Source organism: Bdellovibrio sp. SBM16, assembly GCF_056175625.1.
The window spans coordinates 57,216-82,577 of the sequence record NZ_JBJKJG010000006.1; the positions used below are offsets into that span (position 1 = coordinate 57,216).

General features: G+C 44.1%; 20 protein-coding genes. 12 read left to right on the forward strand and 8 right to left on the reverse strand.

All coding sequences use genetic code 11. The features are described from left to right. Nucleotides 1-89 precede the first annotated feature (89 nt). Nucleotides 90-1,451, forward strand: a complete 1,362-nt coding sequence (locus tag AC04MM_RS07020; protein WP_475379626.1) for an OmpA family protein — start codon at nucleotides 90-92, stop codon at nucleotides 1,449-1,451. Here the strand turns inward: AC04MM_RS07020 and AC04MM_RS07025 are convergent. Further along, nucleotides 1,448-2,707, reverse strand: a complete 1,260-nt coding sequence (locus tag AC04MM_RS07025) for a CCA tRNA nucleotidyltransferase (RefSeq protein ID WP_475379627.1) — start codon at nucleotides 2,705-2,707, stop codon at nucleotides 1,448-1,450. The two genes, AC04MM_RS07020 and AC04MM_RS07025, sit on opposite strands and share 4 nt — an antisense overlap. Before the next feature lie 59 nt (nucleotides 2,708-2,766). On the opposite strand from AC04MM_RS07025, the gene AC04MM_RS07030 reads away from it, so the two are divergent. From AC04MM_RS07030 to AC04MM_RS07050, 5 genes are all read left to right on the forward strand, one after another. Next, nucleotides 2,767-3,585 carry an alpha/beta fold hydrolase gene (locus AC04MM_RS07030; RefSeq protein WP_475379628.1) on the forward strand — a complete coding sequence of 273 codons (819 nt, stop codon included), beginning with the start codon at nucleotides 2,767-2,769 and terminating at the stop codon, nucleotides 3,583-3,585. 47 nt (nucleotides 3,586-3,632) lie between these two features. Next, nucleotides 3,633-5,249 carry a DEAD/DEAH box helicase gene (locus tag AC04MM_RS07035; protein WP_475379629.1) on the forward strand — a complete coding sequence of 539 codons (1,617 nt, stop codon included), beginning with the start codon at nucleotides 3,633-3,635 and terminating at the stop codon, nucleotides 5,247-5,249. A 22-nt stretch (nucleotides 5,250-5,271) separates the two neighbouring features. Then, entirely contained in the window at nucleotides 5,272-6,648 is a 1,377-nt protein-coding gene (locus tag AC04MM_RS07040; RefSeq protein WP_475379630.1) for an SH3 domain-containing protein, read from the forward strand. Then, entirely contained in the window at nucleotides 6,630-7,094 is a 465-nt protein-coding gene (locus AC04MM_RS07045) for a hypothetical protein (protein ID WP_475379631.1), read from the forward strand. Before AC04MM_RS07040 ends, AC04MM_RS07045 begins: the two co-directional genes overlap by 19 nt. Nucleotides 7,095-7,208: 114 nt before the next feature. Continuing rightward, nucleotides 7,209-7,844: a transposase gene (locus AC04MM_RS07050; protein ID WP_475379632.1), complete on the forward strand. Its 636-nt coding sequence runs from the start codon at nucleotides 7,209-7,211 to the stop codon at nucleotides 7,842-7,844. An 11-nt stretch (nucleotides 7,845-7,855) separates the two neighbouring features. On the opposite strand, the gene AC04MM_RS07055 is transcribed toward AC04MM_RS07050, so the two are convergent. From AC04MM_RS07055 to AC04MM_RS07070, 4 genes are all read right to left on the reverse strand, one after another. Then, nucleotides 7,856-9,901 (reverse strand): uracil-DNA glycosylase family protein, encoded by a 2,046-nt coding sequence (locus AC04MM_RS07055; protein ID WP_475379633.1) that lies wholly within the window; start codon nucleotides 9,899-9,901, stop codon nucleotides 7,856-7,858. A 92-nt stretch (nucleotides 9,902-9,993) separates the two neighbouring features. Next, the gene (locus AC04MM_RS07060; RefSeq protein WP_475379634.1) at nucleotides 9,994-11,655 is read right to left on the reverse strand and encodes an amidohydrolase family protein; all 1,662 of its coding nucleotides are present in this window, start codon (nucleotides 11,653-11,655) and stop codon (nucleotides 9,994-9,996) included. A 166-nt stretch (nucleotides 11,656-11,821) separates the two neighbouring features. Continuing rightward, nucleotides 11,822-12,394 carry a hypothetical protein gene (locus tag AC04MM_RS07065; protein WP_475379635.1) on the reverse strand — a complete coding sequence of 191 codons (573 nt, stop codon included), beginning with the start codon at nucleotides 12,392-12,394 and terminating at the stop codon, nucleotides 11,822-11,824. A gap of 9 nt (nucleotides 12,395-12,403) precedes the next feature. Beyond that, nucleotides 12,404-13,408 (reverse strand): A/G-specific adenine glycosylase, encoded by a 1,005-nt coding sequence (locus tag AC04MM_RS07070; protein WP_475379636.1) that lies wholly within the window; start codon nucleotides 13,406-13,408, stop codon nucleotides 12,404-12,406. Nucleotides 13,409-13,434: 26 nt separating this feature from the next. Here AC04MM_RS07070 and speB point away from each other — a divergent pair, with 26 nt between their 5' ends. Genes speB through AC04MM_RS07085 form a run of 3 tightly spaced genes read left to right on the forward strand, consistent with a single transcriptional unit; the run spans nucleotide 13,435 to nucleotide 15,505 of the window. Further along, entirely contained in the window at nucleotides 13,435-14,460 is a 1,026-nt protein-coding gene (speB, locus tag AC04MM_RS07075; protein ID WP_475379637.1) for an agmatinase, read from the forward strand. After that, nucleotides 14,457-14,942, forward strand: coding sequence for a peptide-methionine (S)-S-oxide reductase MsrA (msrA, locus tag AC04MM_RS07080; RefSeq protein WP_475379638.1), 486 nt, complete (start codon nucleotides 14,457-14,459; stop codon nucleotides 14,940-14,942). Before speB ends, msrA begins: the two co-directional genes overlap by 4 nt. Then, entirely contained in the window at nucleotides 14,942-15,505 is a 564-nt protein-coding gene (locus AC04MM_RS07085) for a GNAT family N-acetyltransferase (protein WP_475379639.1), read from the forward strand. Before msrA ends, AC04MM_RS07085 begins: the two co-directional genes overlap by 1 nt. A 305-nt stretch (nucleotides 15,506-15,810) precedes the next feature. On the opposite strand, the gene AC04MM_RS07090 is transcribed toward AC04MM_RS07085, so the two are convergent. Together AC04MM_RS07090 and rnr are read right to left on the reverse strand one after the other, a co-directional pair. After that, nucleotides 15,811-17,424 carry an ABC1 kinase family protein gene (locus AC04MM_RS07090; RefSeq protein WP_475379640.1) on the reverse strand — a complete coding sequence of 538 codons (1,614 nt, stop codon included), beginning with the start codon at nucleotides 17,422-17,424 and terminating at the stop codon, nucleotides 15,811-15,813. After that, the gene (rnr, locus tag AC04MM_RS07095; protein WP_475379641.1) at nucleotides 17,372-19,834 is read right to left on the reverse strand and encodes a ribonuclease R; all 2,463 of its coding nucleotides are present in this window, start codon (nucleotides 19,832-19,834) and stop codon (nucleotides 17,372-17,374) included. Before rnr ends, AC04MM_RS07090 begins: the two co-directional genes overlap by 53 nt. A gap of 567 nt (nucleotides 19,835-20,401) precedes the next feature. Here rnr and AC04MM_RS07100 point away from each other — a divergent pair. Next, nucleotides 20,402-21,523 carry a hypothetical protein gene (locus tag AC04MM_RS07100; RefSeq protein ID WP_475379642.1) on the forward strand — a complete coding sequence of 374 codons (1,122 nt, stop codon included), beginning with the start codon at nucleotides 20,402-20,404 and terminating at the stop codon, nucleotides 21,521-21,523. Nucleotides 21,524-21,554: 31 nt separating this feature from the next. Beyond that, nucleotides 21,555-22,646: a hypothetical protein gene (locus tag AC04MM_RS07105; protein ID WP_475379643.1), complete on the forward strand. Its 1,092-nt coding sequence runs from the start codon at nucleotides 21,555-21,557 to the stop codon at nucleotides 22,644-22,646. Nucleotides 22,647-23,296: 650 nt separating this feature from the next. On the opposite strand, the gene AC04MM_RS07110 is transcribed toward AC04MM_RS07105, so the two are convergent. Next, nucleotides 23,297-24,391, reverse strand: a complete 1,095-nt coding sequence (locus AC04MM_RS07110; protein ID WP_475379644.1) for a phospholipase C/P1 nuclease family protein — start codon at nucleotides 24,389-24,391, stop codon at nucleotides 23,297-23,299. 125 nt (nucleotides 24,392-24,516) lie between these two features. Here AC04MM_RS07110 and tsaA point away from each other — a divergent pair, with 125 nt between their 5' ends. Further along, nucleotides 24,517-25,251, forward strand: a complete 735-nt coding sequence (gene tsaA / locus AC04MM_RS07115; protein WP_475379645.1) for a tRNA (N6-threonylcarbamoyladenosine(37)-N6)-methyltransferase TrmO — start codon at nucleotides 24,517-24,519, stop codon at nucleotides 25,249-25,251. The last annotated feature ends 111 nt before the right edge of the window (nucleotides 25,252-25,362 follow it).

Below are 25,362 nucleotides of genomic sequence, written 5' to 3' on the forward strand. Positions count from 1 at the left end.
TCTGGTTAAGATTAAATAAAAACGAATTGAAGATGGTGCACTGGTTGCACCATCTTTTTTTTTGCCAAAAAATCAAAATGGAGGAGTCTATGTTTTTATCATTTAAAAAATCTTTATTAGTGACGTCATTAGTTCTGGCCGGTTGCGCCGGAAGTTCTCTTAAACCGGTCGAGTTTGCCGCAGATGCAGATCCAAACAGTGAAATTTCACGGTTAGAACAGGATTTAAATATAGCGCGTACCGGAAACACGGATATCGCTTCACCGAATTACTTCAAAATGGCCGATAAGCGCTTAGCTGAAGCCAAAAAGTTACGTGAAAAACAAAAAGATAACCGGGATATTTTAAAAGAAGTGGGTCTTAGCCGAGCGGCTTTAAACCAGGCGGTCACATTACAGGATATGACCAAAGAACAATTTAAAGATGTGATGCAGGCACGTGAGGCAGCGGTCATGGCCGGTGCGGCTTCATTTCAGGAAAAACAACTTAAAAAAATCGATTCAGATTTTAAAGATGTAACTGAAGATTTTGAAAGTCAGGCAGCAAAAGGTAAAGCCTTTAGTCAAATTTCGCTGCGCAAACGTGATGATCTCAAAAAAGATTATGCAAAACTTGAATTAGACACTTTAACCAGTAAACACCTGGGCCGCGCGCAGACGTTGATCGAAAATGCCGAAAAAAACCAGGCATCTATCTACGCTCCGAAAACCTTAACCATGGCCCGTTCTAAATACAGAGATGCCGAAATGAAGATAGCCAATAACCGTCAGGATTATAATGCTATTGAATCTGCTGTGCAGGCGGCTAATTTAGAGGCCGAAAAACTGATGCGCGTGACAACAACAGCAAGATCAGCACGTGGTTTAAGTTCTGAAGATATCGCGCTGGATATCGAAGCAAAAAAAGAGGCGATTTCAGAGGCAGAAATGACGTCTGAACAGCGCGCACAGATGCTCAAAGACCGTAACAAACAATTAGCCGGTGTGATGATCGAAAACCAAGAACTGCGCCGTAAAGAAGATTTCGAACAGGCTCTGGCCAAAGCACAGCAGATGTTTAAACCGGAAGAAGCAGATGTGTACCGCCAGGGTGATAAGATTCTAATCCGTCTTAAATCAGCCAACTTTGTCTCTGGCAGATCAGAAGTCGGACAAAATGCCTATCCGGTGTTAGGAAAAGTGAAAGAGCTGATTTCAAGTGTCGGTGCCGAAGACATCGTGATTGAAGGGCACACCGACACGACCGGTTCTAAAGCGATTAATAAGAAGCTTTCTAAAGAGCGTGCCGAATCTGTCGCAGAGTATTTAAAAAATAATGCTGATATTTCAGAAGAATTAATTACGACCGAAGGTTTTGGTTTTGACAAACCGTTAGCTCCGAACAATACGAAAAAAGGTCGTGCGCAAAACCGCCGTGTCGATATTATCGTCACGCCGCCGGTGGTTCGTTAGTTGTCTTGAGTTGTTTCTTTGGCCGGAGCTTCATTACGGGGCTCTGGCTTTTCAGATTTATAAAGAACGTTTTCTTTTTCTTTCATCCAGAACAGAAAATCCGCTGCCGTTAACTCACCTGACATTAAACCCAGTTTTAAAGCCAGATCAAAATGGTGGTTGGCTAAAAGCGCGCGCTTACGACGTTCACCTTTTTTTAAGTACTGATCGTGTTTTGCCAAAGCGTGAATCAGCTGCATTGATAATACAATGGCAATCACTTCTGCTTTGAAAACACCTAATTCATCACGGCAGAACACCTGAAAACGGTTTTGTTCAGTGACTTCATTGATATTTACCCCGTATCCGTATTGGGCGATTAAAAACGCATACAAGACAGCACCAAAAAGTTCGATGGGATCCTGCAGGTTGATATCGACAAGCTGAATGCGACGAAGCAAACTTAAAAACTCTTCAACTTTTAAAGCGTCAGTAAATAAATCTTCAAGACCTGGGATAACCGCTCTAAATACGCCAAGATCGTGCATTTCCCAAAGGGCGACTTCAGGGTTGGGCAGACGGAAAAACTTTAACCACTCCTCGCGACGGCGCGGAAGCACAGTTTTTTTAAGTTCTTCGATGTTTTCTAAAATTGATTTACGCAGTTCGGTCTCGATCTGAAAACTTAACTTCTGCGATAAACGGATCGCCCGCAAAATACGGATGGGATCTTCTTTAATACGCACATGCGGATCACCGATCACGCGCAAAGTGTTTGATGCAATATCGTTAAGGCCGCCACAGTAATCAACCAGTTCATACGATAACGGATCATAGAATAAAGCATTAACGGTAAAATCACGGCGGAACGAGTCTTCTTTTAAATTACCGAAAAAATTATCGGCACTGACTAGCGGTGCAGAGGGCAGTTCGTTTTCGCCGTTGTTATCACCGGAAAGATTTAATTCTTCGGCGGTCGCTTCACGTCGGTAAGTGGCCACTTCAAAAATTTTATCGCCGCGTTTGGCGTGCACTAATTTAAAGCGGCGGCCAATGATAAAGCTGTACGGAACTTTTTTCTTTACCTCGTTGGGAAGGGCATTGGTTGCAATATCAAAATCTTTTGGCTTCAGACCGACCAACAGATCACGTACGCCACCGCCCACCAGGTAACCGTCGAATTTGTTGTCTTTCAGCTTTTTGATAATGCCGATCGCTTGCGGATCAATGTCCGCGTGGGCTTTCTTAAGAATTTCTTTAAATTTTTCGATCGACATAAACCAGAGTTATTTTTTAATTGAGGATTGCTCTTACGTCGAGTAATTACTTGAGATGAATGAGCTTTTTATCGAACTTTCATTATTCCATCCTTGGCACGAACACGCAGGAACGAGTGGTGTTTGTCCACGGATTGATGGCCTTTGCAGCAAATTGGCGCAAGATTGCCAACCGACTGGAGAATGATTTTCAATGCTTGATTTATGACCAGCGTGGCCACGGCCGCTCATTCAAGCCGGATTCGGGCTACAGCCCTGAAGTTTTCGCTGAAGATTTAAACAAAATCACCGATGAACTCGGCTGGGATAGCTTTCATTTGGTCGGTCATTCGATGGGCGGGCGAAATGCCATGGTGTTTGCCCACTTATACCCTGAAAAAGTTAGAACTCTGACCATCGAGGATATGGGGCCTGACTCAGATCCGTCGATGAAGGGGTATTACGAAACGATGTTGAACAATATTCCGACACCTTTTGTTAACAAAACAGCAGTGAAAGAGTTTTTCGACAACGATTTTAAAAATGTGTTTCCGTCAAAAGAGCCGCCGGCGGTGCTTTCAACATTCTTGCAGGCCAACCTCGAAGAAAAATCTGACGGCAGTTATGATTGGCGTTTTTCTAAACATGCAGTGACCGAAATCACCCGCGAGGGCCATTTAAAAGACCGCTGGCTTGAAGTGAGCAGCTTCAAAATGCCGGTGCTGCTTATTCGTGGTGAAAAATCGCACATTCTTAAACAAGAAACCTTTGAAAAAATGCTCGCAGTTAATCCCAATATATCCGGTATAGTGCTTGATGCCGGGCACTGGGTGCACTACGAAAAATCCGAAGAATTCGTCCAGGCCTTTCGCGCCTTTATCGCGAGCAACAACGCATAACATTAAGCGTGACTTAAACCCCTAGAAAGACTTACAAAAGGGGTTCAATGAAATACGTAGATCTACATTTAGACAGCCGCCTGCAAACTAACATCTCAAATCTTGGTTATATCGACGCAACTCCGATCCAAGAACAAGCTTTTCAACCGATTGTTTCGGGTAAAGATGTTGCAGGTCTTGCACAAACTGGAACCGGAAAAACTGCCGCGTTCTTAATTCCAATTATCGAACGCATTTTAAAAGCTGAAACTCATCCAGACCATGAGCGCGCCTTTACAGACTGGAAAGCGTTCAACCAGGTTTTGATTTTAGTTCCGACCCGTGAGTTAGCCGATCAGATTCACGAGAACATCGGCAAATTGACTGTGGGTACGGGGTTAAAATCGGCGACCTTCTATGGCGGCACGGGTTACGACAAACAAAAAGAAGCTCTAGCCGGCAACTTACAGTTCATGGTGTCGACTCCGGGGCGTTTGATCGATTTGTACAAAGAACATCATGTTGATTTCAAAAAAGTAAAAGCAATTATCTTTGATGAAGCTGATCGTATGTTTGATATGGGCTTTAAAGATGACATGAAATACATCTTAAGCCGCATTGAACGCAACCGTCAGTTTTTGGTTTTCTCGGCAACACTTAACTTTGATGTTTTAAACACGGCTTACCAGTTCGGTTCTGAACCGGTTGAAATTAATATTTCAAAAGATGTGGCCAAAGCTGAGCATGTAAAAGACATGATCTATCACGTTGGTGATGGTGAAAAGCCGCAGTTCTTACTTTCGATTTTCAAAAAAGAAAATCCTAAGCAGACAATTATTTTTACCAACTTCAAAAACAACGTTGATCGCGTGGCCCAGTTTTTAACTGATAACGGCATTCCGGCGATGGGAATCTCAAGCTTGATGTCGCAGGCGCAGCGCACTCAGGTGATCTCTAAGTTTAAAGCCACCAACAATCAAAATGTGCTGGTAGCCACAGATGTTGCGGCACGTGGTTTGGATATTTCTGATGTGGATTTGGTTGTAAACTACGAATTACCACAAGACTGTGAATCTTACGTTCACCGTATCGGCCGCACAGGCCGCGCGGGTAAAGAAGGTAAGGCCTTTTCATTAGTGTCTGATAAGGATGTTGAATCATTATCTCGCATCGAAGACTTCACAAAAAAGAAAATTGATGTGGGCTATATGGAAGATGCAGAGCTGGTTAAAGACTTTAAGGCTTTATCTGAACGCGAACCTAGATTTAAAAAATCTTTTGATCGTGACCGTAAACCTCGCGGTGATCGCGGTGATCGTCCTCAGCGTGGCGATCGTAAGCCGGGCTACAACAAAGAGCAAGACGGTAAACATCCACATCACGCCCGCGGTGAACGCGTTGAAGGCGGTAAAAAACCGCACCACCGCGACGAACGTCCGAAGCACGATAAAAAACCGTATGCGAAGCATGAACCACATCAGGGTAAGCACGAACAGCAGGCCAAACACGATAGAAAACCACACCCTAAGTCGGGCGAACACAAATCGCATGAGCAGCGCAAAACCCATGGCGTTACTCCGGGCCATTTAGTGCACAAACACCGTTCTGGCTCTCACCGAAAACAGGCTCCGCAGTCGGGTCTAGTTAACTCGGTAAAATCGTTTTTCAAGAAGTTATTTAGCTAAATAACATTTACACTATAAGTGCATGAAAAAAATAATTCTGACACTTATAGCGTTGGCGGTTTTGCCGTCTTTTGTTTCTGCGCAAGAAAATGCTGAAATCGTTGTTACGGCAAAGCGTCCGTTAGCGAGCCCGTTGCCTCCGGGGTTGCCGGCCATGCGCCTTTCTGCCAATTACATCGTTCGTAATCTGAACGGTGATCAGGTTTGTAACTTAGCTAAAGGGGATATCGTTGGCATCGCTGCCATGGCACCAGACGGTGAGCGAATGCAGATAAAGGTGTTATCGGGACCATGTGCCGGTATTACTGATGGTTTTGTCTATATGAATTTTCTTCGCCCGCCATTAGGGGATGATGTGAGTGCACGCACTGAAATCGCAAAGACTGAAACAAACGGCTTAAGTTTACGAAGTGAGCCAAGTGTCGAAGACGGTACCTTTACTTGTGCGCTACCGAGAGATACGAAATTAAATATCGTCGGCGAAAAGCAAAAACGCAATTTATGGGTGCAGGTTGAAATCCCTAATCCGCCGCCGGGCTGTCCTAAGACCGGTTGGGTTGTGGCCAGCTATTTAAAGCCGGATGTTGATTTTTCTAAAGTTCCTAAGATGAGCAAACAAGCTGTTACCGAAGCGCAAACGCCGAAAGACTGTACGTCGTGTGACCAGAGCGAAGTTTCTGGCGGCCGAAGACAAGCGGTGGACAAAACTGCAGATGATGCGCGCGAGATCGACCGTTTTGTGAATCAGCCAGCATCGGCAACCGGTGTGCCGAGCCCGTTTTTAGAATATGTTAAAGATTTACAGCGTACGCGCCGTTGTCCGACAGCGCGCAATTCAGAATATAAATGTAATCGCGGTCTGGTGCAGATGCCAGTTGATGGCAATGCCGGTTTCTGCGGAACGCATCACTACACTCCGGATCGCCCGCCGGGGGTTGATGCACATGCCTCACCGCACACAGCCTGCGCTTTAGTAGGCCTTGCACAAGAGTGGAAAAAGACGGCCTGCCCGAATGACAATGCCGGTTGCCGTATCGCCTGGGGTGATATCTCGCACGCCACAAAAGCGCAGTTTAACGGCCATCGAGAACACACCAACGGTAATTGTATCGATATCCGCCCGTTTAATAAAGGCGCTTTCCGTGATGCCGGTCGTAACGTGAGTTCTTCGGATTATGACCGCGAGATGACAGCTGCGTTTATCAGAATGGCAAAAAAATACGGCGGCGATACGATGTTCAGTGACCGTCGTTTAAGTAATTCCAACCGTGATTTGGGAATTTCCTGGGGCGGTAGTTCGCATGCTAACCATATGCACATTTGTTTTGAAAACCAAACAGCAAAAAATGCCTGTAACAATTTAACCGTGGATCCAAATGTATGTTCAGAGCTTCAGTAATTGCAGTCGCTATCGCAGCCAGTCTCGCGCAAGCTCAGGCAGAGTCAGCTAAGCTAAAGTCAGCAGGTTGTGCCGAATATGTGCAGGCGTTTAACGAATACACGCAAAAAGTTGAAGGCAAGCTCGTCAAAAAACATTCGATCTTTGAAATGACCGAATGGGCGCGCAACAGCCGCTTTCAGGGCTTTGTTCTCACCGAAAAAGCTCCGGCCAATGCCGAAGTGGTTCTGGAATCTAAAGCCAGTAGTAAGGCAAAAACAGTCACAACGAAAACCGCTAAAACAAAGCCTTTCGAACAGGATAAGAAATACCGGATTGTGGATATCGATGTGCAAAAGCAGTTAGGCTCGGCACCGCGTGCGACCGGAACCTATGTAGTAAAAGTAATCGCCGACGGCCAAATCCTTTGCACCGACAAAAAAGCAATCTATAACGACGGCGACTAACGCCACATATCGCGCGCTGGTGGTGAGGGGCATTGCCCCAGATTCGAGAACCGAACGCTGTTTAGCCGTAGTTTGGCGAGCAGCCCGCATCGACTGTTGCATCTGACCGCAGTCATGAAACAACATACATATTTTCGACATAAATTCATCGCGCGAAAACAACATGGCGGAGATTTATCAATTCGACGCAGGAAAAGCAGGCGGAATCTGTCGCGTAAAGTGCCATTTCACGTGACTTTGCGCAGTGATTTTGCAACCGGCCGAAGATCTCTATTACGGTACAAAAACCTAATTTATCGGATCTTAGGTAAAAATTCTAAAAAATTTCGAGTCAAAATTTATCAAGAAGCCATATGCGGCAATCATATTCACCTCCTAATTAAAGGTAAATCGCGGGTCGGAATTCAGAACTTTTTTCGAGTGGTGGCCGGTCACATTGCGCAACAGATCCTTGAGCAGGTTCCGATTCCAATTCAAGAGCGTAAAACAATTACTCAGCTTCGGATTTTAAAATGGGGCAATGCCCCTGAGATTGCCAGTTATGAACGTAAGTTCTGGGATGCGTTGATCTACTCACGCTGGGTTGCGTGGGGGCGCGACTTTAAAAATGTTGTCAATTACGTGGAGATGAATGTGCTAGAGTCGCAGGGTCTGATACCGTATCAAGCGCGTGATTCGCGATATAGGCAAAAAATAAAAAACCCACACCGGTTGAGGCGTGGGTTTTATGAATGGGGCAATGCCCCCTGAGTGAAATGTGTTTAGGGTTTAATGTGCTTTTTCATTTTCTCAGTTAGGTCAGCTTTTTCTTCTTTTGTTAATGGCAGAGGGTAAAGTCTTGAAACCCATTGTGGAGCATACACGCGGTAGTAATTACCTTGCGAGTAGTTTTCACCGCGGTAACCACGGTCACCTGAAGATCCCATCCACCAGCGAGAGTGGTAAGGTAAATCTTCACGTGGGATTGTCACTAATTCGCCGTTATAGTTAGAAGCCTGGGTTCCTAACGCTTGTGATACCAAGCGAATGGCATCGTTATCAGCTGAAAGTGAATTTAAGTTAGCTAACTCAACAATTTGTACGCCAGCCGGTCGCAGTGTGTTCACTACCGCACGGGCTACCGGTCCTACTGCCAGCACAACTTTAATCTCTGAGTTCTGAGCTACTGAATCATAGATGCGTTTGTAGGTCGCGATCATTTCCGGCTTAGTAGCGCCTGCGATTAAATCGGCAGTGTTCATACCTAAAGTATCAACCGGTAAAGTACGTTGGATGAAATAATTTAAGCCAACACCGGTTTTAGATAACATCGCCTGTAGCTTTTGACCTTCAGCTCCAGTCACCGCGCGGGCAGAGAAGAAGTCATCGTGTGAAGTCTGATCCATCATCACGTAAACCTGTGCACCTTTGGCACGGCCGCGGTATGTCCCTGTGTAACCAAAAGACTCGTGGCTGATAAAATTGATACCTAATTGTTTTAAGTTCGGCCACGAAACTAAAGCTTGAGCTAACGCACATGCCGGCTGGTCATAGCGTAAATAGCCGCACGGACCGTAATCAAAATCAGGACGATCAGCTGACCATTTGCCAGCGTAATAGCGCGGAGATTCGTAAGGTAAATCACGTGGGCCCATGCCGATTAAAGCTGTGCCTTTAGCGTTCATACCAGAATCTAAATCCTGTGGCTTGTAAGGAAATTGCGAATTTTTATCGTTGTATTCGCCAGCATCCGAGTACACTTGAATCGAGTTTGCGCCCCAACGGTTAGACGTTGTGCCTTCAGAACCCATTCTCCAGTTGGTATTGAACGCAAAGTCACGGAATGGAATTGGCGCATAACCTTTATAAGTGTAGCCCGCTTGTAAACGTGCCACTAATTCTTCAGGAGTTGCTTTTTCGTCGATATCTTGTGGTAACCAGTTTTTGTTCGCGACTTTGTAAGCCGCCACACGCTGAGCAGCACCAGAGAAGCCGGCTTTGATGTTTTCCATTGCCGCATCACCGCCTAAGTTAGGATTTGCACCACCCGGATGCGGAACACCGATTGCTAAGATTTCGTTTTTGATATCTACGCCGTAGTTATCTTTAAACCATTTTTTCATACCGCGCGTATCACAGTTTTTCATTTCCCAAGCTGTCGAACATTTACCGCCACGAGAGTTGACCCATGTAGCTAACGACGCTTTACCGCCACTGCCCACGCCCATGAATAATGAAATTGTATTCGCGTTCGTCACCATCATGTTATCAAATAATTTATGACGGTAATCGACGATCGGGGATTCTTCGCCTTGCTCTAACCATTTAAAGCGTGGATCGTCTTCGAGTTGTCCGTTAATTGTATAAACAAAGGTATTTAGAAATAAATACGAACGGTAAATACCTAAGTGATTTAAGAATCTTTGTGTACGAGTACCAGTTGAACCTGTGAATGCACGGTTAGAAACATTTTCATCCTGCGCCCCTTCTTGACCAACTACGAACACTTTTACACTCTCAGGCGTAAGACGTCCGCGGTACCACATCGGGCCGAATTCCCAACGAAACTTTTCATCAGATTTTGCTTTACCGCCTAAGGCTTCAATGCCGATAGCGCGATAGTTAGGTGTTGTTCCGAAAAGTTCGATCCATTTTGAATCTGCGGGAGCACCAGCATCGTATTCAGCAGGTGAGCCACGGCGAGCATCGAAAGGAAGAGCTACGTTAACAGATTGCGGATCACGTTGTGACGGGGTAAACGGGGAATGCGTGCAAGACGACGCAGCCATAACACCAGCCAGTAACAACGCTGTTGGTTTGAGTTGCATAAAAGAGTCTCCTTATTGTTTAAAGTACAACCCTTTTAGTTTATGGAATTTCAAAGTCTTTTCATAGACCTGAAACATAAGGCTTAGAGACCTTAGTCCGATAGCATCTCCAGCTGTTCGGCAAAGCGGTCGTAGTTTTTTTGATCTAACTTTTCTGGTGGCATTGAAGCCTTCCACTCTTTTGAGAATAAGTCTTTGATGACCGTACGGTAGTTTTCATCGTTACACGCCGTTAATGAATCCAACTGGGGAAACACAGATTTCATATTTGCCACTAGTTCAGATAACTTAAGCGGTGAGTTCATGACTTGCTGTTTGGCAAACTTGTCACAGCCTAGACCAAGGTCGATTTGCTCCTGAGTTACCAACGCGTCGGCATTGCTGGCATCTGCCGCGAGATGAGCTTTGGCAACTTTTAACTCACCACCGACCATCACATACTGAATATCTGATTGTGGCGCGGTGACGATCTGTGTGTACGGATTTGATTTTGTCGATTTTAGTTTAATCGCGACGATATCGGCCAAATAACCCTCTTCAAGACGACCCAAACGATCTTCCAAGCGTAAAGCTTTTGCGGCATTGATCGTCATCATCTCATAGAGTTTTTTATCCGAAACTTTTAACCCTTTTGATTGGATATATCGGCGCGCAATTTTAACTTCGTCCAATAAATTTTTAGTTCCCGATGGAGTCCAGTCAGATCCCAAGGTGATATTCACATTATGCTTTAACGCTAACTCGGCATTTAAGGTATCGCCGTACAGAACCAGATTAGAAAATGGTGACCACACCAGAGAAATATTTTTGCTGGCCGCATCGGCTAAATCTTTTTCATCCATGCCCACGCCGTGAATGACGATTAAGCCCTGTTTTGCAAGACCCAGTTTGTTAGCAAATTTGTATTCTAATTTATTGTAGGAATCCGTCGAGCGGCCTTCGGATAAATGCACGATCAGGCTGCGCAAGTCACCACCGGGCAACATACGCGTAAAATAACCTAGGTAAGATTTTAAATTCTCTAAGAATTGTGACTGACGTGAGTTGATCGCACCTTCAGTGGCCTGAAGCGGTGCTAAAGCTTCATCCATTGATTTTTTCTCTGTCAACATCACCGGAAAAACTTTCTCTGAAAGAAAAAGGGCTATGTCCGGATTGACGATTTCCATACTGGCTTTGGCATCGGTAGCTACCTGGTAGTCGTCTTCGATTTCTACGTTACGCGCTAAGATGCCTTTGGTGCAGGCTGAATCCTGACCGATGCCTTGCACGCTGGTCACCCCACCGGCTAAAGCTTTGATTTCAGCGTATTGGTAAGTCTGGCAATACAGGGAATTCACATCGGTGGCTACGCCAAGCGCCGGATTATTTAACGGGCCGGTAATATTTTTTTTATAGCCAGAAAGCCCACGCCATTGAAAGCGGTTGCCGAATTGGCCGCGGGCTTCGTTCCACAGAGGAATAACATTGTATTTTAAGTGGCCGTGAAGGTCGATAAAGCCCGAAGACAGGATAACTTTTCCGATCTGGGCTTCAGTGATTTTTTTAACTTCACGTGAGACTTCAAATGGGGTTAACGATTTTTTCTTGATTTTTCCGTCTTCGATCAACAGATAGATTTTACGGGCGCGGGCATCGGCCTTTGCCGGATCGGCCTCATAACCTTCGAGATAGGTGCTGCCGGCGACCGCCGAGCAGGTCATAGCCAAAGTTACAGTAAGGGCTGAAAGAGCTTTAAAAAAAGGTGTTTTCATACTGTCAAACTTCTGGCCAGCGGCCAATATAGGGCTAACAGGGGGGTGCCCAGGTCAACCACGTTAGAGATCCGTTACATTTCGTATCCAGAGAGGATTAAATGCAAAAATAGCGCTGATTGTGGCCAGGGAATCGTCAGGAAATGGTCAGGATAAAAGGGCGAATTTACTTCTTTAAGTCTTCGCTCGGGCGCCAAGCGTAATTGTTTATAAGCTGATTACACATGCCCGATGTCATAGTGAAGTAGTCAGTTTTATCAATGCACGAAACGATGGTGATTTTGTTGTCGGCGCTAAAAAACACCTGACGGGATTGGGTCAGCTTGTTTTTTTGGATCAAATCAATCACCACCGCCGGTTGATTATTGATCTTAACTGACTTACTTGAGAGCACTTCAAAACCATACTGGTTGTAGTCACGTAAGTATTTTTTTGCATAGGCTTCAAGATTAACTTTGCCGCGGTAGTTTTCGGTCTTAAGACTTAAGCGGGCTGACTCGGATAAGGTTTTAAATCCCATGTCGATCTGTTGGTTGGCCGGTAAGCGGTTATGTGACGGATTTTCTAAATACACCCACTCATCAGAGACCAACTTAAAAGAAAAACCCATCTGAGAAAAAGCGGTGTTCCATTTTGGGGAGTTGACCGCAGAAGAGCCAGTTGTGGGAAACGGGGCTGCCCAGGATAATACTGGCAGGCAAAATAAAATTGCGAAAAAGCGAGCGAACCCTAATGTCATAGGTTTATCTTACCTTGATTTTTCGTGATGACTTAAGATTTTTTTCATCAAACTTGTCGGATTTACTTTGGCGATGTCCGTGCGCTTGGCCCAAAGTCCAGTCGAAGCGGCTTTCTTAGCTTTGTTAGGTTTTAAAGTTACGAAAATTTCGTACTTAGTGACCGCATGTTTGAAGTGAAAGTCTTTTGGCTTTTTGCTGACAAGCTTCGCTTCAGAGCGCGGGAGCATCAGTTTTTTTAAAAACGGCGTCTGAGCGTTTTCTTCTAAATAAATCATTTCACCTTTTTCCGCCACAAAGAAGGTCCACTCCCAAATCTGGAATTTTTCTTTTTCTTTTTTACGCGGAATCTGTTCAACCAGATCTTTTTTAAAACTTACGCAGTCTTTTTTCCACGGGCACATCAGGCACATTACTTTTTTCGGTGTGCAGACGGTGGCACCTAACTCCATTAATCCCTGGTTTAATTCAGAATTAAATTCGGTTTGCGCCATGGTGTCGGCAATGGCCTGTAACTTCTGGCGCTCTTTGCTCTCCCACCAGTTGGACTGGATACCGTACTTACGCGAAAGCACGCGGATCACATTGCCATCGAGCACACCGACTTTTTCGCCGAACGCAAGACTGGCGATCGCGCGCGAAGTGTACGGGCCTAAACCCGGGTACTCGATAAGTTCAGCGGCTGTTTTGGGAAAACCATTTTCGGCAAACATCTGCGCGGCTTTATGTAAGTTGCGAGCGCGTGAGTAGTAACCAAGGCCTGCCCAGTGTTCGTAAACATCTTCGATTTTGGCCTGGGCCAGATCCTGAACCTTCGGAAAGCGGTTCATGAATTTTTCATAGAACGGGATAACTGCAGTTACGGTTGTTTGTTGCAGCATGACTTCAGAAATCCAGATTCGGTAGGGGTCTTTTGACCCTCGTGATCCTTGCGGATTGCGCCATGGTAGATCGCGTTTATTTTCTTTATACCAAGTAATGAGGCTGTCGCGATCTTTTTCAAATTGCTTTGTCATGCCGTTGTTATATACGATATTTCTCTATGGCAAAAGCACAAAAACCGACCAAAAAATCAGCCGCAAACTCACAGGCAAAAACTTCAGCAAACCCAACCCAAAGCCGTTATAAACCTTTGAGTGGGCGCGAGTTTCCGCGCTTTTCAGCGATTAAAACATTCTTTCGCTTACCGGTGGCTGAATTAACCGAAGACTTCGATGTGGCGTTATTCGGTACCCCTTACGATGGGGGCGTCAGTTACCGCCCGGGAGCGCGTTTTGCGCCAACTCTGGTGCGCGAGTGTTCAAGCTTGGGCCGGGGCTTTCACATGTCACGTGCGATCAGTATTTTTGAAAAATTAAAATACGCTGATATCGGTGATTGTCCAATTGTGCCGATCGACCAGAAGCAGACTTATGCCAATATCGAAAAATTTGCATCCGGCATTCTAAAAGCCGATAAAAAATTTATTTCCGTCGGAGGTGATCATTCGACAACACTTCCGCTATTGCGTGCGATTGCCAAAAAACACGGTAAAGTAAACTTCATTCATTTTGATGCTCACTTAGATACTTATCCGGCAGCCTGGGGCTGTGAGTACCATCACGGCGCCTTTGCCCGTCACGCGGTTGAAGAAGGTTTGGTCAATACCAAGAACATGCTTCAGATCGGTATTCGCGGGCCGTTAGCAGCGGTTGATGACTTAGAGTTTATTAAAAAACATAAGATCAAAGTGTTAACGGTTGATGATATTAAACAGCGTCCGCTGGCTGAAGTGTTAAAATCATTACCGAAATTTAAAGGCCCAACTTACATCAGTTTTGACATTGATTGTTTGGATCCGGCCTATGCACCGGGTACGGGCACGCCGGTTCCGGGTGGTTTAACCACTTATGAAACGCAGCAGATCTTGCGCGCACTGGATATCGAAAACTTAGTCGGTGCGGATATTGTCGAAGTGTCGCCGCCTTTTGATAGTTCGCAGATCACCGGCCTTGCCGCGGTGGATACGATGTTTGAGTTAATGTGTTTAATGGTCGACGGACGCCGAGGAGGCGGAGCTGGGCTATGAATAAAGAAATCGCAGTGCTTGCAGCAGGATGTTTCTGGGGTGTTGAAGAACTACTCCGTAAAATGGATGGCGTGATTGATACCGAAGTGGGGTATTGTAACGGAAACGGTGAAAATCCGGTGTACACATTAGTTAAAACCGGTACCACGGGCCACGCCGAAGCGGTGAAGATTACTTTTGATCCCGCGAAACTTTCATACGCGGATTTAATCCGTGCGTTTTACAAACTTCACGATCCAACCACCTTAAACCGTCAGGAAGGTGATATCGGTACCCAGTACCGCTCAGCGATTTTTTATGTTTCTGACGAACAAAAGAAAACCGCAGAATTGGTGACGAAAGAAGTTTCTGACAGCGGTTTCTGGAAAAATCCGATCGTGACGGAAATCACATTGCTTAAAAAATTCTGGAGCGCAGAAGATTACCATCAGGATTATCTGCAGAAAAATCCTGACGGTTATATGTGCCACTACTGGCGCTAATGATGATTAAGGCTACATTTGCAGATATAACTATCAGAAGTTTTACGCCTGATGATTTTGAGCTATTGGCTGCATATTGGACTGATTCGTCAGCAGAGTATTGGGCCAGTCTTGGTATTGATAAAACTAAGATGAAAACGAAAGAACAGTTCATTGAGCAATTTAATGATCAGTTTAATAAACTAGGTGAGGTTAAGACGGTTTGTGTAATTGAATACAAAGGTCATTCAATTGGCGTCCATACTGTAAATAATATTGTTGATTCTGTTAGCGCTACTATGCACGCGCATATTTTTGATGAGGAATTTAGGAGAAAAAACGTTGCCTATTATTCTTATCCTAAGGCTATAGATTATTTTATAAAAAAATTAAAAGTCGAAAAGATTCTTTTTAAGACACCAATTATCAATGTCGGTGCAAACCGCGTGAAAGAAAAGCTTGGAATCCCTTGTTTAGGAGATACAATTTTTGAATCGCCAATTGCCTTAAAGACTTTGCCTGCTAAGTATTATGAAGTAGATAGAAAATTAGTAGACCAGCTACTACTAAAAATCAGAGGATAAGCCTAACAGCTTTTCCTTATGAGCCAGCTTTCCGGGGATTTTAAGTCCCAACCTTGGTCTTGATTGCAAATCAAAATCTAGGAATTAACGTGCAGAAGCTAGATTGCTAAATACTTTTTATCACTATGATAATCGCAATGACCATCATAATAACTCTTAAAATCTCTTTAGTAATACTGAGTAGGCGCCGATAACGTAAATAGTTGTGTTTACGCATGTCGGACCTCCTTTCCGAAAGTTCGGAAGTTCGGCATCACTAAAAGCTGTTAGGTTATCCACTTAACAGCTTTTGCATTTTCAGAGCCTTAATCTTTCATAATGTAATTATAAAACGCGATTAATCCAGTTATGCCTGCTAAAACATAACCGATTAAACTAAACCCCGGAATACCATTGACCACCCAGAGGTTCGGAATACTGCCTGATAAGGCGTAGATCAGAGAGCTTGCTAAAATTAGCGCGCCAATGACTAAGCCTAAAAACAATAAATGAAATGAATTTGAAATGGTTTTTTGTAGGTTAGGTAAACCATCTAATTGGATTTTTGTGTGGTAATCCGGTGAATTCATTTTTCTGAAAATCAGGTTTAATTGTCTGGGCAGAGCACTTAAGAAGTTTTTTGATTCTCTGAAAAGTAACCCAGCTTCGTTCGCCATTTTTACCGGTTGAAAAAAATTCTGTGCGACTTCGCCGACCTGAGAAAGGGTAAAGGCCAAGAAATCAAAATCTTTTGAAATTTTTGCGCCCAAGCCCTCGATAGAAATGATGGATTTGAAAAATAACATCATCTCAGTCGGTACAATAAGACCCTGAGATGCAGCAACACCCGCAGAGGCCATTAAAATTTTACCTGAGTTTACATTCTTAAGTGTTAAACCATAATACGGCGCAATTACGGCCTGCAGATCTTTTGCAAATAGATCAACGTTCACATTCTCTGAAAACGGTGCCAGATCAACGTATTCGTAGGCTAAGCGCGTGTAGTCCTCTTTTGATAAAGCTAACAGCATGTTCACAATAGCTGCCTGGGTTTTTGAGTTTAAACGGCCGACCACGCCGAAATCAATCAGGCCAATCTTGTTATCAGGCATGATAAAGAAATTTCCGGCATGCAGATCGCCGTGGAAAAAACCGTCCACGAAAACCATTTTTAAATAAGCCTTTAAGCCTTTTTTGACAATATCATCAGGGTCAATGCCCATGGCCTGCAATGATTCAACTTTACTTAAGGGTTTACCTTTAAGTTCTTCCATCACGAGAACACGTTCTGTGGTCAGTTCAAAATACACTTTTGGGATGATCATATTGCTGTCATCCTTAAAGTTTTCTTTCATGCGGCGGATATTGTTGGCCTCAACGACAAAATTGGTTTCAAGTTCTAAGGTTTTGAAATATTCATCCACCATGCCGACAGGGTTAAAAGCGCGGGTTTCAGGAATATATTTCTCTAAAAGCTCGGCGATAAAATAGAGAACATTCAGATCATCATTTATCTTTTGCACGATGCCCGGACGCTGGATTTTAAGAACGACATGGTCGCCGTTATTCATTACGGCCTTATGAACCTGGGCGATACTTGCGGCACCAATTGGCTTTTCGTCGAAGAATTGAAAGTTACTTTTCCAGTGAGAGCCGAATTCTTCAATTAACACGCTTTCAATGGTCGCAAAATCCAACTCTTGCACTTGATCGTGGAGCAATGACATCTCCTGAATATAATCATCAGGAACCAAGTCGGGACGTGTTGCTAACAGCTGGCCGAATTTAACAAATGTAGGGCCGAGCTCTTCAAAGCTTAGACGTAAACGCTGAGGAATGGTTAATAGCTCCTTTTCCTCAGTTGATTTGCTATTTGAAGTAAGAAAACTATCGAGATTTAGTTTTTCGACCAGATTTCGAAGGCCGTGCTTTGCGAACACCCCTAGAATCGTCCGAAGACGAGTCACGTTTTTTAGAGTCTTTCCTATCTGCAGAGAACTTATGGCCAGACTTCTCTTTGGACTGTCCGTCCTTCTTGTGTGATGAGTGGTTGTCATCTTTCTTGCTTCCTTTTTTTGCCATTTGATCTAAATAGTCAGATAACGACGCGTATCGCGGGCGGATTTCCTGTGAGCCGCTGGCAGAACGTGGTTTTTCATCACGTTCTTCGCTGGCTGAAGGTTTAAAGCGCACATCATGTTTTTGCACAGCCTGCATTTTTTTTGAAAACGCGGGTTTGTCTTCGTCTCTGTCGCGCTCACGGCCACGGGCTTTTTCTTTTTTAAAGCTTGGATATTTTTTATCGTCTTTTTCTTCGCGCTCAATGCGTGAAGCCTTATCTTTCTTGCCAGATTTTTTAAAATCTTTGCCGCGGGCATAACTTGAATTGCTTTTTGTGCCCGTTGATTTAGATTCGGTCGCACCTTCAAGTAAGAAGTTCACTTGCCCTTGTTCGATATCGGTTGAACTGACAGTCACACGTACGCGATCGCCCAGTTCGTAACTTAATCCGGAACGTTTTGCGACCAAGCGCAGGTTTTCTTCGTCGAATTCCCATTTATCGCCGCCCAAATCATCTAAGCGGATTAAGCCATCGACATTGTACTCACGTAACAGCACAAATACGCCGAATTTCGTGACTGAACTGATCATGCCGTCAAACGTTTGGCCCACTAGACGTTTCATAAAGCGGGCTTTTTTGATCGCCTGAATCTGGCGTTCAGCTTTTGCCGAGCGCTGTTCGCAGGCTGATAACCAGGTACCCGCAGTGGCAATATCATCATCGGCCATTAAATGGTAAGACTGTACGCCGCAAATATTTTTGAGCAAGCGGTGCACGATTAAATCGGGGTAACGGCGAATCGGTGAAGTAAAGTGGGTGTAATAATCAAATCCAAGTCCGAAGTGGCCGATATTTTCTAATGTGTATTTAGCCTGGCTCATCGAACGTAAAGTTAACATATGAATGACTTGAGCCTGCACTTCATTGGTAAATTCATGCAAGGCCTTGGTTAATTTTTTCTGCAAACGTTCGCCGGATAAATGAATATGGCCACCGAAGCTTTTCATAAACTTTTCCAACATCGCGATCTTTAATGGATCCGGTGGTTCGTGGGTTCTGAAAATTGCCGGAATATCTTTTTTGGCAAACTCTTTTGCGACAGCTACGTTGGCCGCTAACATCATCTCTTCAATCAGGCGGTGAGCAAATAAACGTTCAGATTTGATCACGTCTACCGGTTCGCCGGCACCGTCGATAATCAAGTTGGTCTCTGGCACTTCCAGATCGAGCGAGCCTTCTTTAAAACGTTTGGCCATTAAAATTTTGGCCAAATCCGCGCAGCGCAAGATGGTTTCACGCACGTGCTCTAGTCTTTTGTGAGTAGGGCCGGTGCCTTCAGGATTTTCGATAATTTCTTGCGCTTCGCCATAGATGACCCGGGCTTTACTCTCGATGACAGCTTCGTAGAAGAACGATTCGGTCATCACGCCGGTAAAATCAAAGTGCATATCGGCCACTAAGGCCAAACGCGGAACATGCGGGTTTAACGAACATAAACCGTTTGAAAGTGCTTCCGGTAACATCGGAATCACGAAATTCGGGAAGTAAACCGAAGTTCCGCGTTCGTAAGCGTCTTTATCCATCGAGGTGCCTGGTTTAACATAGTGGCTCACATCGGCGATCGCCACGATCAGATGAAAGCCATGCGGAGTCATCTCTACCCAGACGGCATCGTCAAAATCTTTCGCGGTTGCGCCGTCGATCGTAATAAGATTGATATGGCGTAAATCTTTGCGGTTTGCAAAATCCCGCTCACTCGGATTAGCGTCGTATTTTTCGGCTTCGGCTAAAGTCGCAGGCGCGAATTCTTCGGGAATATTGTTGGCCACCACGACACGTTTAATATCGTTTAAGGCATCTTGAATATCGCCGATGATCTCGACGACTTCGCCGGTAAATTCACCCTGGTCAGGATATTCGGTGATGCGGGCCACGACTAACTCACCTTTTTTGGCCTTTAAAGATTTATCTAACGGGATTTTTAGATCTTTACCCCAGCCTTTGCCTTCGTCTTTAATTATTCCGTAGCGCTCATTCCAGATCGAGAAGGCGCCGGCGATTTTTTTCTGAGAACGTTCGATAATATTCATGATCTCGCCGCGATAGCGACCATCACGCTCTTTTTCAGCGGTAATTGAGACTTTATCGTTGGTCATTGCGGTTTTCATCGCAGGCGCTGGAATAAAGACGTCGGGATGTTCAACGTCTTCAGGAATAAAAAAGCCAAAGCCATCTGGATGTCGTTTGATTGTACCGTGTAGAAGACGGGGAACTGATTTACTTTTCATTAGGATTATCATGCATCTATATATAGATAGCTCCAAACAAAATTCTGGAAGCAAGTTAAGCAAATCCCACTTCAATCTCTATTCATCTGTGTTTGTTTCTTCTGTGATGCGGCGATGTGAGCACCGTGTAATTACTGAATTCAGATAAAATTCCTAGACCATGGTCCCGAAATTAACACGCCGCAATTGCCGCGGCTCGCAAAAGTTTAAACGAAACATAATTGTTGAAGATGTCGGCAGTTCTTAGTCGTCAAAATGAGAGCTTTCGCTCTACAATAAAAATTATTGTGAAAAGGGGTTTTTCAGAGACAAAAGTCGGTGTCGATTGTGAAAAAACACAGACTAAAATTCGCAGCAAAATCTGAAAAAATTAATTTTGACCCGTGGATTACAATTGATGCAACAAAACCACAAAGGATTAGAAATTAATCACCGGTATAGGTCGTTGAAAAGGCTGAAAGCATTTTTCCCGTTGCGCAGGACTTATGACCTCAATACCATTGTCTTATAAAGTTTAAACCAAATTAGCGTTTTGTAACGAAACGATTTAACGAAAGGGACACAACAATGAAACAACTATTAGTAATTGCAATCGCTTTAGCATCGACTACAGCATTTGCATCTCGCGCGAGAGTAACTTCTTTAGGTAACTCAGCACACATCATAGACACTCAGTCTATCTACTCTAACCCAGCGAAAATGTTCTTAATGGGCGATTTCGTATCTTTAGAGTCTGGTAAAACAGCTACAAACACAGTTTCTTCAACTGTTAACCCACAAGACAATGCTGAAGGTTTATTAGTACGTTCTATGGGCGATGCTAAATGGGCTTTAGCTTTAGGTCACAAATCTGAAAATACTTCAGCTTACGGCTTAAGAAGAATTTTAGATGCAGTTCCTGCAACTAACGTTACTGAGCAACAAAATCCAGTAGAATTCTCATACGGTATGAAATCTGGCGACATGACTTGGGCAGCTACTTTAGTTTACTCAAGCTTCAACGATAAAGTTGCTGAAATTAAAGAAGATTCAGCTGGCGTACGTTTCGGTATGTTAACTGGCGCTTGGGATATCGCTTTAGGTGTTGGTTTATCTTCAAATGTTAAAGATAAAACTGCTGCCGGTGGTGCTGGTGTTGACTTCAAAGGAACTGGTTCTTACTCAGTTGCTGCTGGTTACACTATGGAAAACCTATACGTATACGGTGACTTAGCATTAGTTGGTGCGAAAATGGAAAACCAAACAACTGGCGCTGAATTAGCAAAAGTTGATGCTACTCGTATCGCTTTAGGCGCTGTTTCATCTCATAAAAAAGATGGCAACGAATTTTTCTACGGTGTTAAATTAGCTAGCTTCGAACAAAAAAATAAAACAAACGACAACAAAGTTACTACTTTAATGTTACCAGTTATCGTTGGTTTAGAAGGTGAAGCAACTTCTTGGTTAACTCTACGTGGTTCTTTAACTCAAAACGTTTTAATCCAAAACGAAAAAGACACTACAGGTGCTACTACAGCTGAAGAATTTGCTCCAGGTGCTAACTCTACAGTTGCAGCTATCGGTGCAGGCTTAAAATTCAACAAAATCACTGTTGATGGTTCTTTAGAAGGCTTAACTGGTGCTGGTGCTTCTCAAAACGTAAACGGAACTGAATTATTATCAACTGTTGGTTTAACTTACATGTTCTAATTGAACATGTAATTTGAAAGGAATTTCTAACATGAAATCATTATTAACTTTAGCGATCGTATTAGCTTCGACTTCTGCTTTCGCAACTCGCGCAAGAGTAACTGCTTTACAAGGTGCTCCACACATCGTGGATTCATCAACTGTTTCAAACAGACCTGCTGACATGTTCACAGTATCTGATTCATTAACAATCGAATCAGGTAAGCAAAACGTGGTCCCAGGTACTGATTCAGCAGCTCAAGGTGCTGAAGCTTTATTAATCCGTTCACACGGCGATGCTAAATGGGCTTTATCTTTAGGTCATGACGATGCAAAAGTTTACGGTCAACGTGCTGATGCTGGTGCGACTTTAGGCCAACAAAACCCATTTGAAATCTCTTACGGTATGAAATCTGGCGATATGGCTTGGGCAGGTACTTTAGCTTACTCAAACTATAACGACAAATTAACTGGTGCAGAGCTTAAAGAAAACACTATGGGTTTAAAATTCGGTGCAGCTACTTCTACTTGGGATGCTACTATCGATTTAGGCTTAGTTAACAAAATCACTAGCGCTACAGCTACTACTGATGACGAATTCAAAGGTAAATCAAACGTAGCAGTACGTGGCGGTTTCTGGGTTGCTTCTGACATGTATGTATACGGTGACGTAGACATGGGTGGTTACGAAGTTACTACTGGTGGCGCTGTTGCTTCTGAAGTTAAAACTACAGAGATCTCTATCGGTGCTATCAACACAGTTAAATCTGAAGGCAACGAATTTTTCTGGGGTGCTGGTTTAACTTCAACTTCTTTCAAAGACAGCAAAGCGGTAGCTCCAACTGTTGAGAAAAAATCTTCATTATCTTTACCACTTATCATCGGTGTTGAAGCTAATGCAGCTTCTTGGTTAACTCTACGTGGATCTGTAACTCAAAACGTTCTTATCCAAAACGAAAAAGAAGAGACTCCTGCAGCTACGACTACTGAGTTTTCTCCAGGCGAAAACAGCACTACTTTTGCTGCTGGCGCGGGTTTAAAACTTGGCAAATTAGCTTTAGATGGTTCTATCTTAGCTAACAACACTCAAACAGTTAACTCAGCTAACTTGCTAGGTACTGTTGGTTTATCTTACGCTTTCTAATTATAAGTTAGAAATTGTAACTTAACTAAAGAGGCTCGGTGCAAACCGGGCCTTTTTTATTTTTAATGATGGAGTACGTAGTCTGTACTTATTCTTCTTAATCGCCTCATCATGCTATCTTTATTTTTAGACATTATTCGTGTGAGGAGTTATTTTTTAGCTCTTTAGCGGGCCAGCTGAGGGCTTCTGATGGTTATATCTTGCATAGTTAGGTACAAAAATTGAGAGAGCTGCTAGGTGGATAACCCAGCAGCTCTTTGTGACATCTGACATCCAGCTTTCGGATTATGTAGATCCGGAGAGGAGAGTGTCCTATGCGAAAAGTATCATACTTAAAGTATCGGCGCTTACTTAGTATTTCTAAAGAAGTCCTAAGATTATTTTTGATGGTTCTTGGAATCATTATAATTATTCGAAGTATTTAGTGATCTAGCTTGTAGCACGTTTGTTCTTAGATCTTGATTTAAAATCAAGACCATCGTCCCGTGGCGATGGCATCCTACGGACAGGGGATTTAAAATCCTTGTGTGTTCAGACTAAACAGGGACGGGAGCTGCCGGGGAATCCACTTATTGTTAAAAGTTTTCTCATAAAAATCCCCAGTAGAGTTACTATTGAGGATTTGTCTATTCTTGAAATTTACTTTTTAATTACTTCGATTCTTTTTTTGCATCTTCGGCTTTGATGTCGTAGTAGTCAGGCATTACAAAATCAGGTGTGAACGGGTATCGGTAGCTCTTGTAAGCTTTGAGTTCAGGGCTTCCGGCCTCGCGGTAAATTTTATCCCAGATCGATGCAAGAAGTGCAGCGGCTCTGGCCATGTGCTCGATTTGTAGTTTTTCAAATTTCTTAAAACCTTCTTCTGCCGGGGCACGTTTTGCTGCTGATTTTAAGCTGATGCCTTTTTCCTGTTTGAAGGTCGAAGGGGCTGTCATCGGATCAAGTTTTAAAACAGTTTTGATATCCTTAAATGATAACTCAGCTAAGGCGCGCATTCTTTCAATAACGGTAAGCTTGTCTTTCATGAAGCTTGCGCCTTTCATCGTTTTAGCCCTCTGAACAATTCGGTTGGCCATATCAGGTCCGAAGAACTGCACAGTTTGTTCTTCATAGTACGAGTGAATACCGCCGTGATTGGCTTGGTAACCATCGTAGTCCGTTGTCGTGTGAAATGGTTGCGCATTGTCGCCTACGAAGTGGCCGATTAACCCCATGTTCACGATCATGCCGTAGGTGGCTTTGTTAAACGGTAACTCTTCGTTTTGTTCTTCTTTGTTGCCAGACGGAGTCGGTTGCATCGCTGCTTCTTCGGCTTCTTTTAAAGCTAAACGGTAAAACTGATCGGCTCGCCACCAGTTCGAACCGAAATCCTGCGGTACAGAGTGAATGCGCGAGTTACGTTTAAACATGTTTTCTTTACCGGTGTATTTTTCAACGATCGATTTATAATCAGTGGGCACATCTTTCATCTGAATACCTAACACTTCAACATCGACATAGTGGGCGGCATCGCCGTGTTTGCGGGCGTCAGCGGATAATGATTTCCAGTAAATATCTGGCACATTGCACAGGTGACCCATCACATGTTGGCGCTGCAATAAAAAATCTTTCAAGGGCTGTGACTGCACGAGATGCACTGCTGCTTCGCAGATCGTGTGGTGACCGCGGTGGCCCCAGGCCATGGCATTTTGGGCACTCAACGCTAAACCCATAGCGGTAATAGAGGTAAATAGTTTAAATGACATATAAACAAGTCCTTTCCTGACGACTTTAGCGGCCAGTTTGGCTTTGCGCCTTGATAACGATCAAGTTATTTTTTTATTAATGCTTACGTGTTGCGCATAGCCGAGTTTTCCCTTATAAAACAGGCGTGGCAGACTCTTTAAATTCTTTCTCATTTAAACCGATTGGCTTCATAAAAAGCGCCTACCCTGAAAAGTTCGGGGTGCCAAGGCAATCGGGTCTGGTTAAGCAGACAGTGTCTGAGTTGGCGATCCTGCCAGAGTGGCAGCCCGAGTATGCGCTGCAGGGCCTAGAAGACTACTCGCACGTCTGGGTGACCTGGGTTTTCCACTTAAACACCAACACGAAGTATCATCCAAAAATTCATCCTCCACGCTTAAAAGGCGAAACCATCGGGGTGTTTGCAACGCGTTCACCGCACCGGCCGAACCCGCTGGGGTTGTCACTGGCCACGGTTGAAAAAATCGAAGGCGGAAAAATCTATTTGGGCGGCCTGGATTTAGTCGATGGCACGCCGGTGTTAGATATTAAGCCGTACCTTCCGCAATTTGAATCTTTACCCAATGCCCGCGGCGGCTGGGCCACCAAAGAAGAAAACGATGTGGCTGCGATTGAAGTAAGTTTTACTGCTGAAGCGCAGGTGGTGTTGGATCAATGGATTACCCGTTTACACAAGCCAGAAATCGAAGCTGTGATTATCGAAGTGATCAAGCAAGACCCGCGTCCGGTGATTTATCGCGGCTTTGAAGGTCAGAGCGATGCGCCTTACCGCAACGAGCACGCGTTTCGTTTGTATGACGGTGATGTGCATTTTAGGTTTGTGTCGGCCGGTCGCGCCGAAGTTTTCGCGATTAAGTTTTAAAAAGGTATAAAAAATGAAAAAGCTGCAAGGTGAATTACCCAGCAGCTTTTAGTGATATCTGACATCCAGCTTTCGGATTTAGTCGATCCGAGCCTATTGCACATTTGTTAT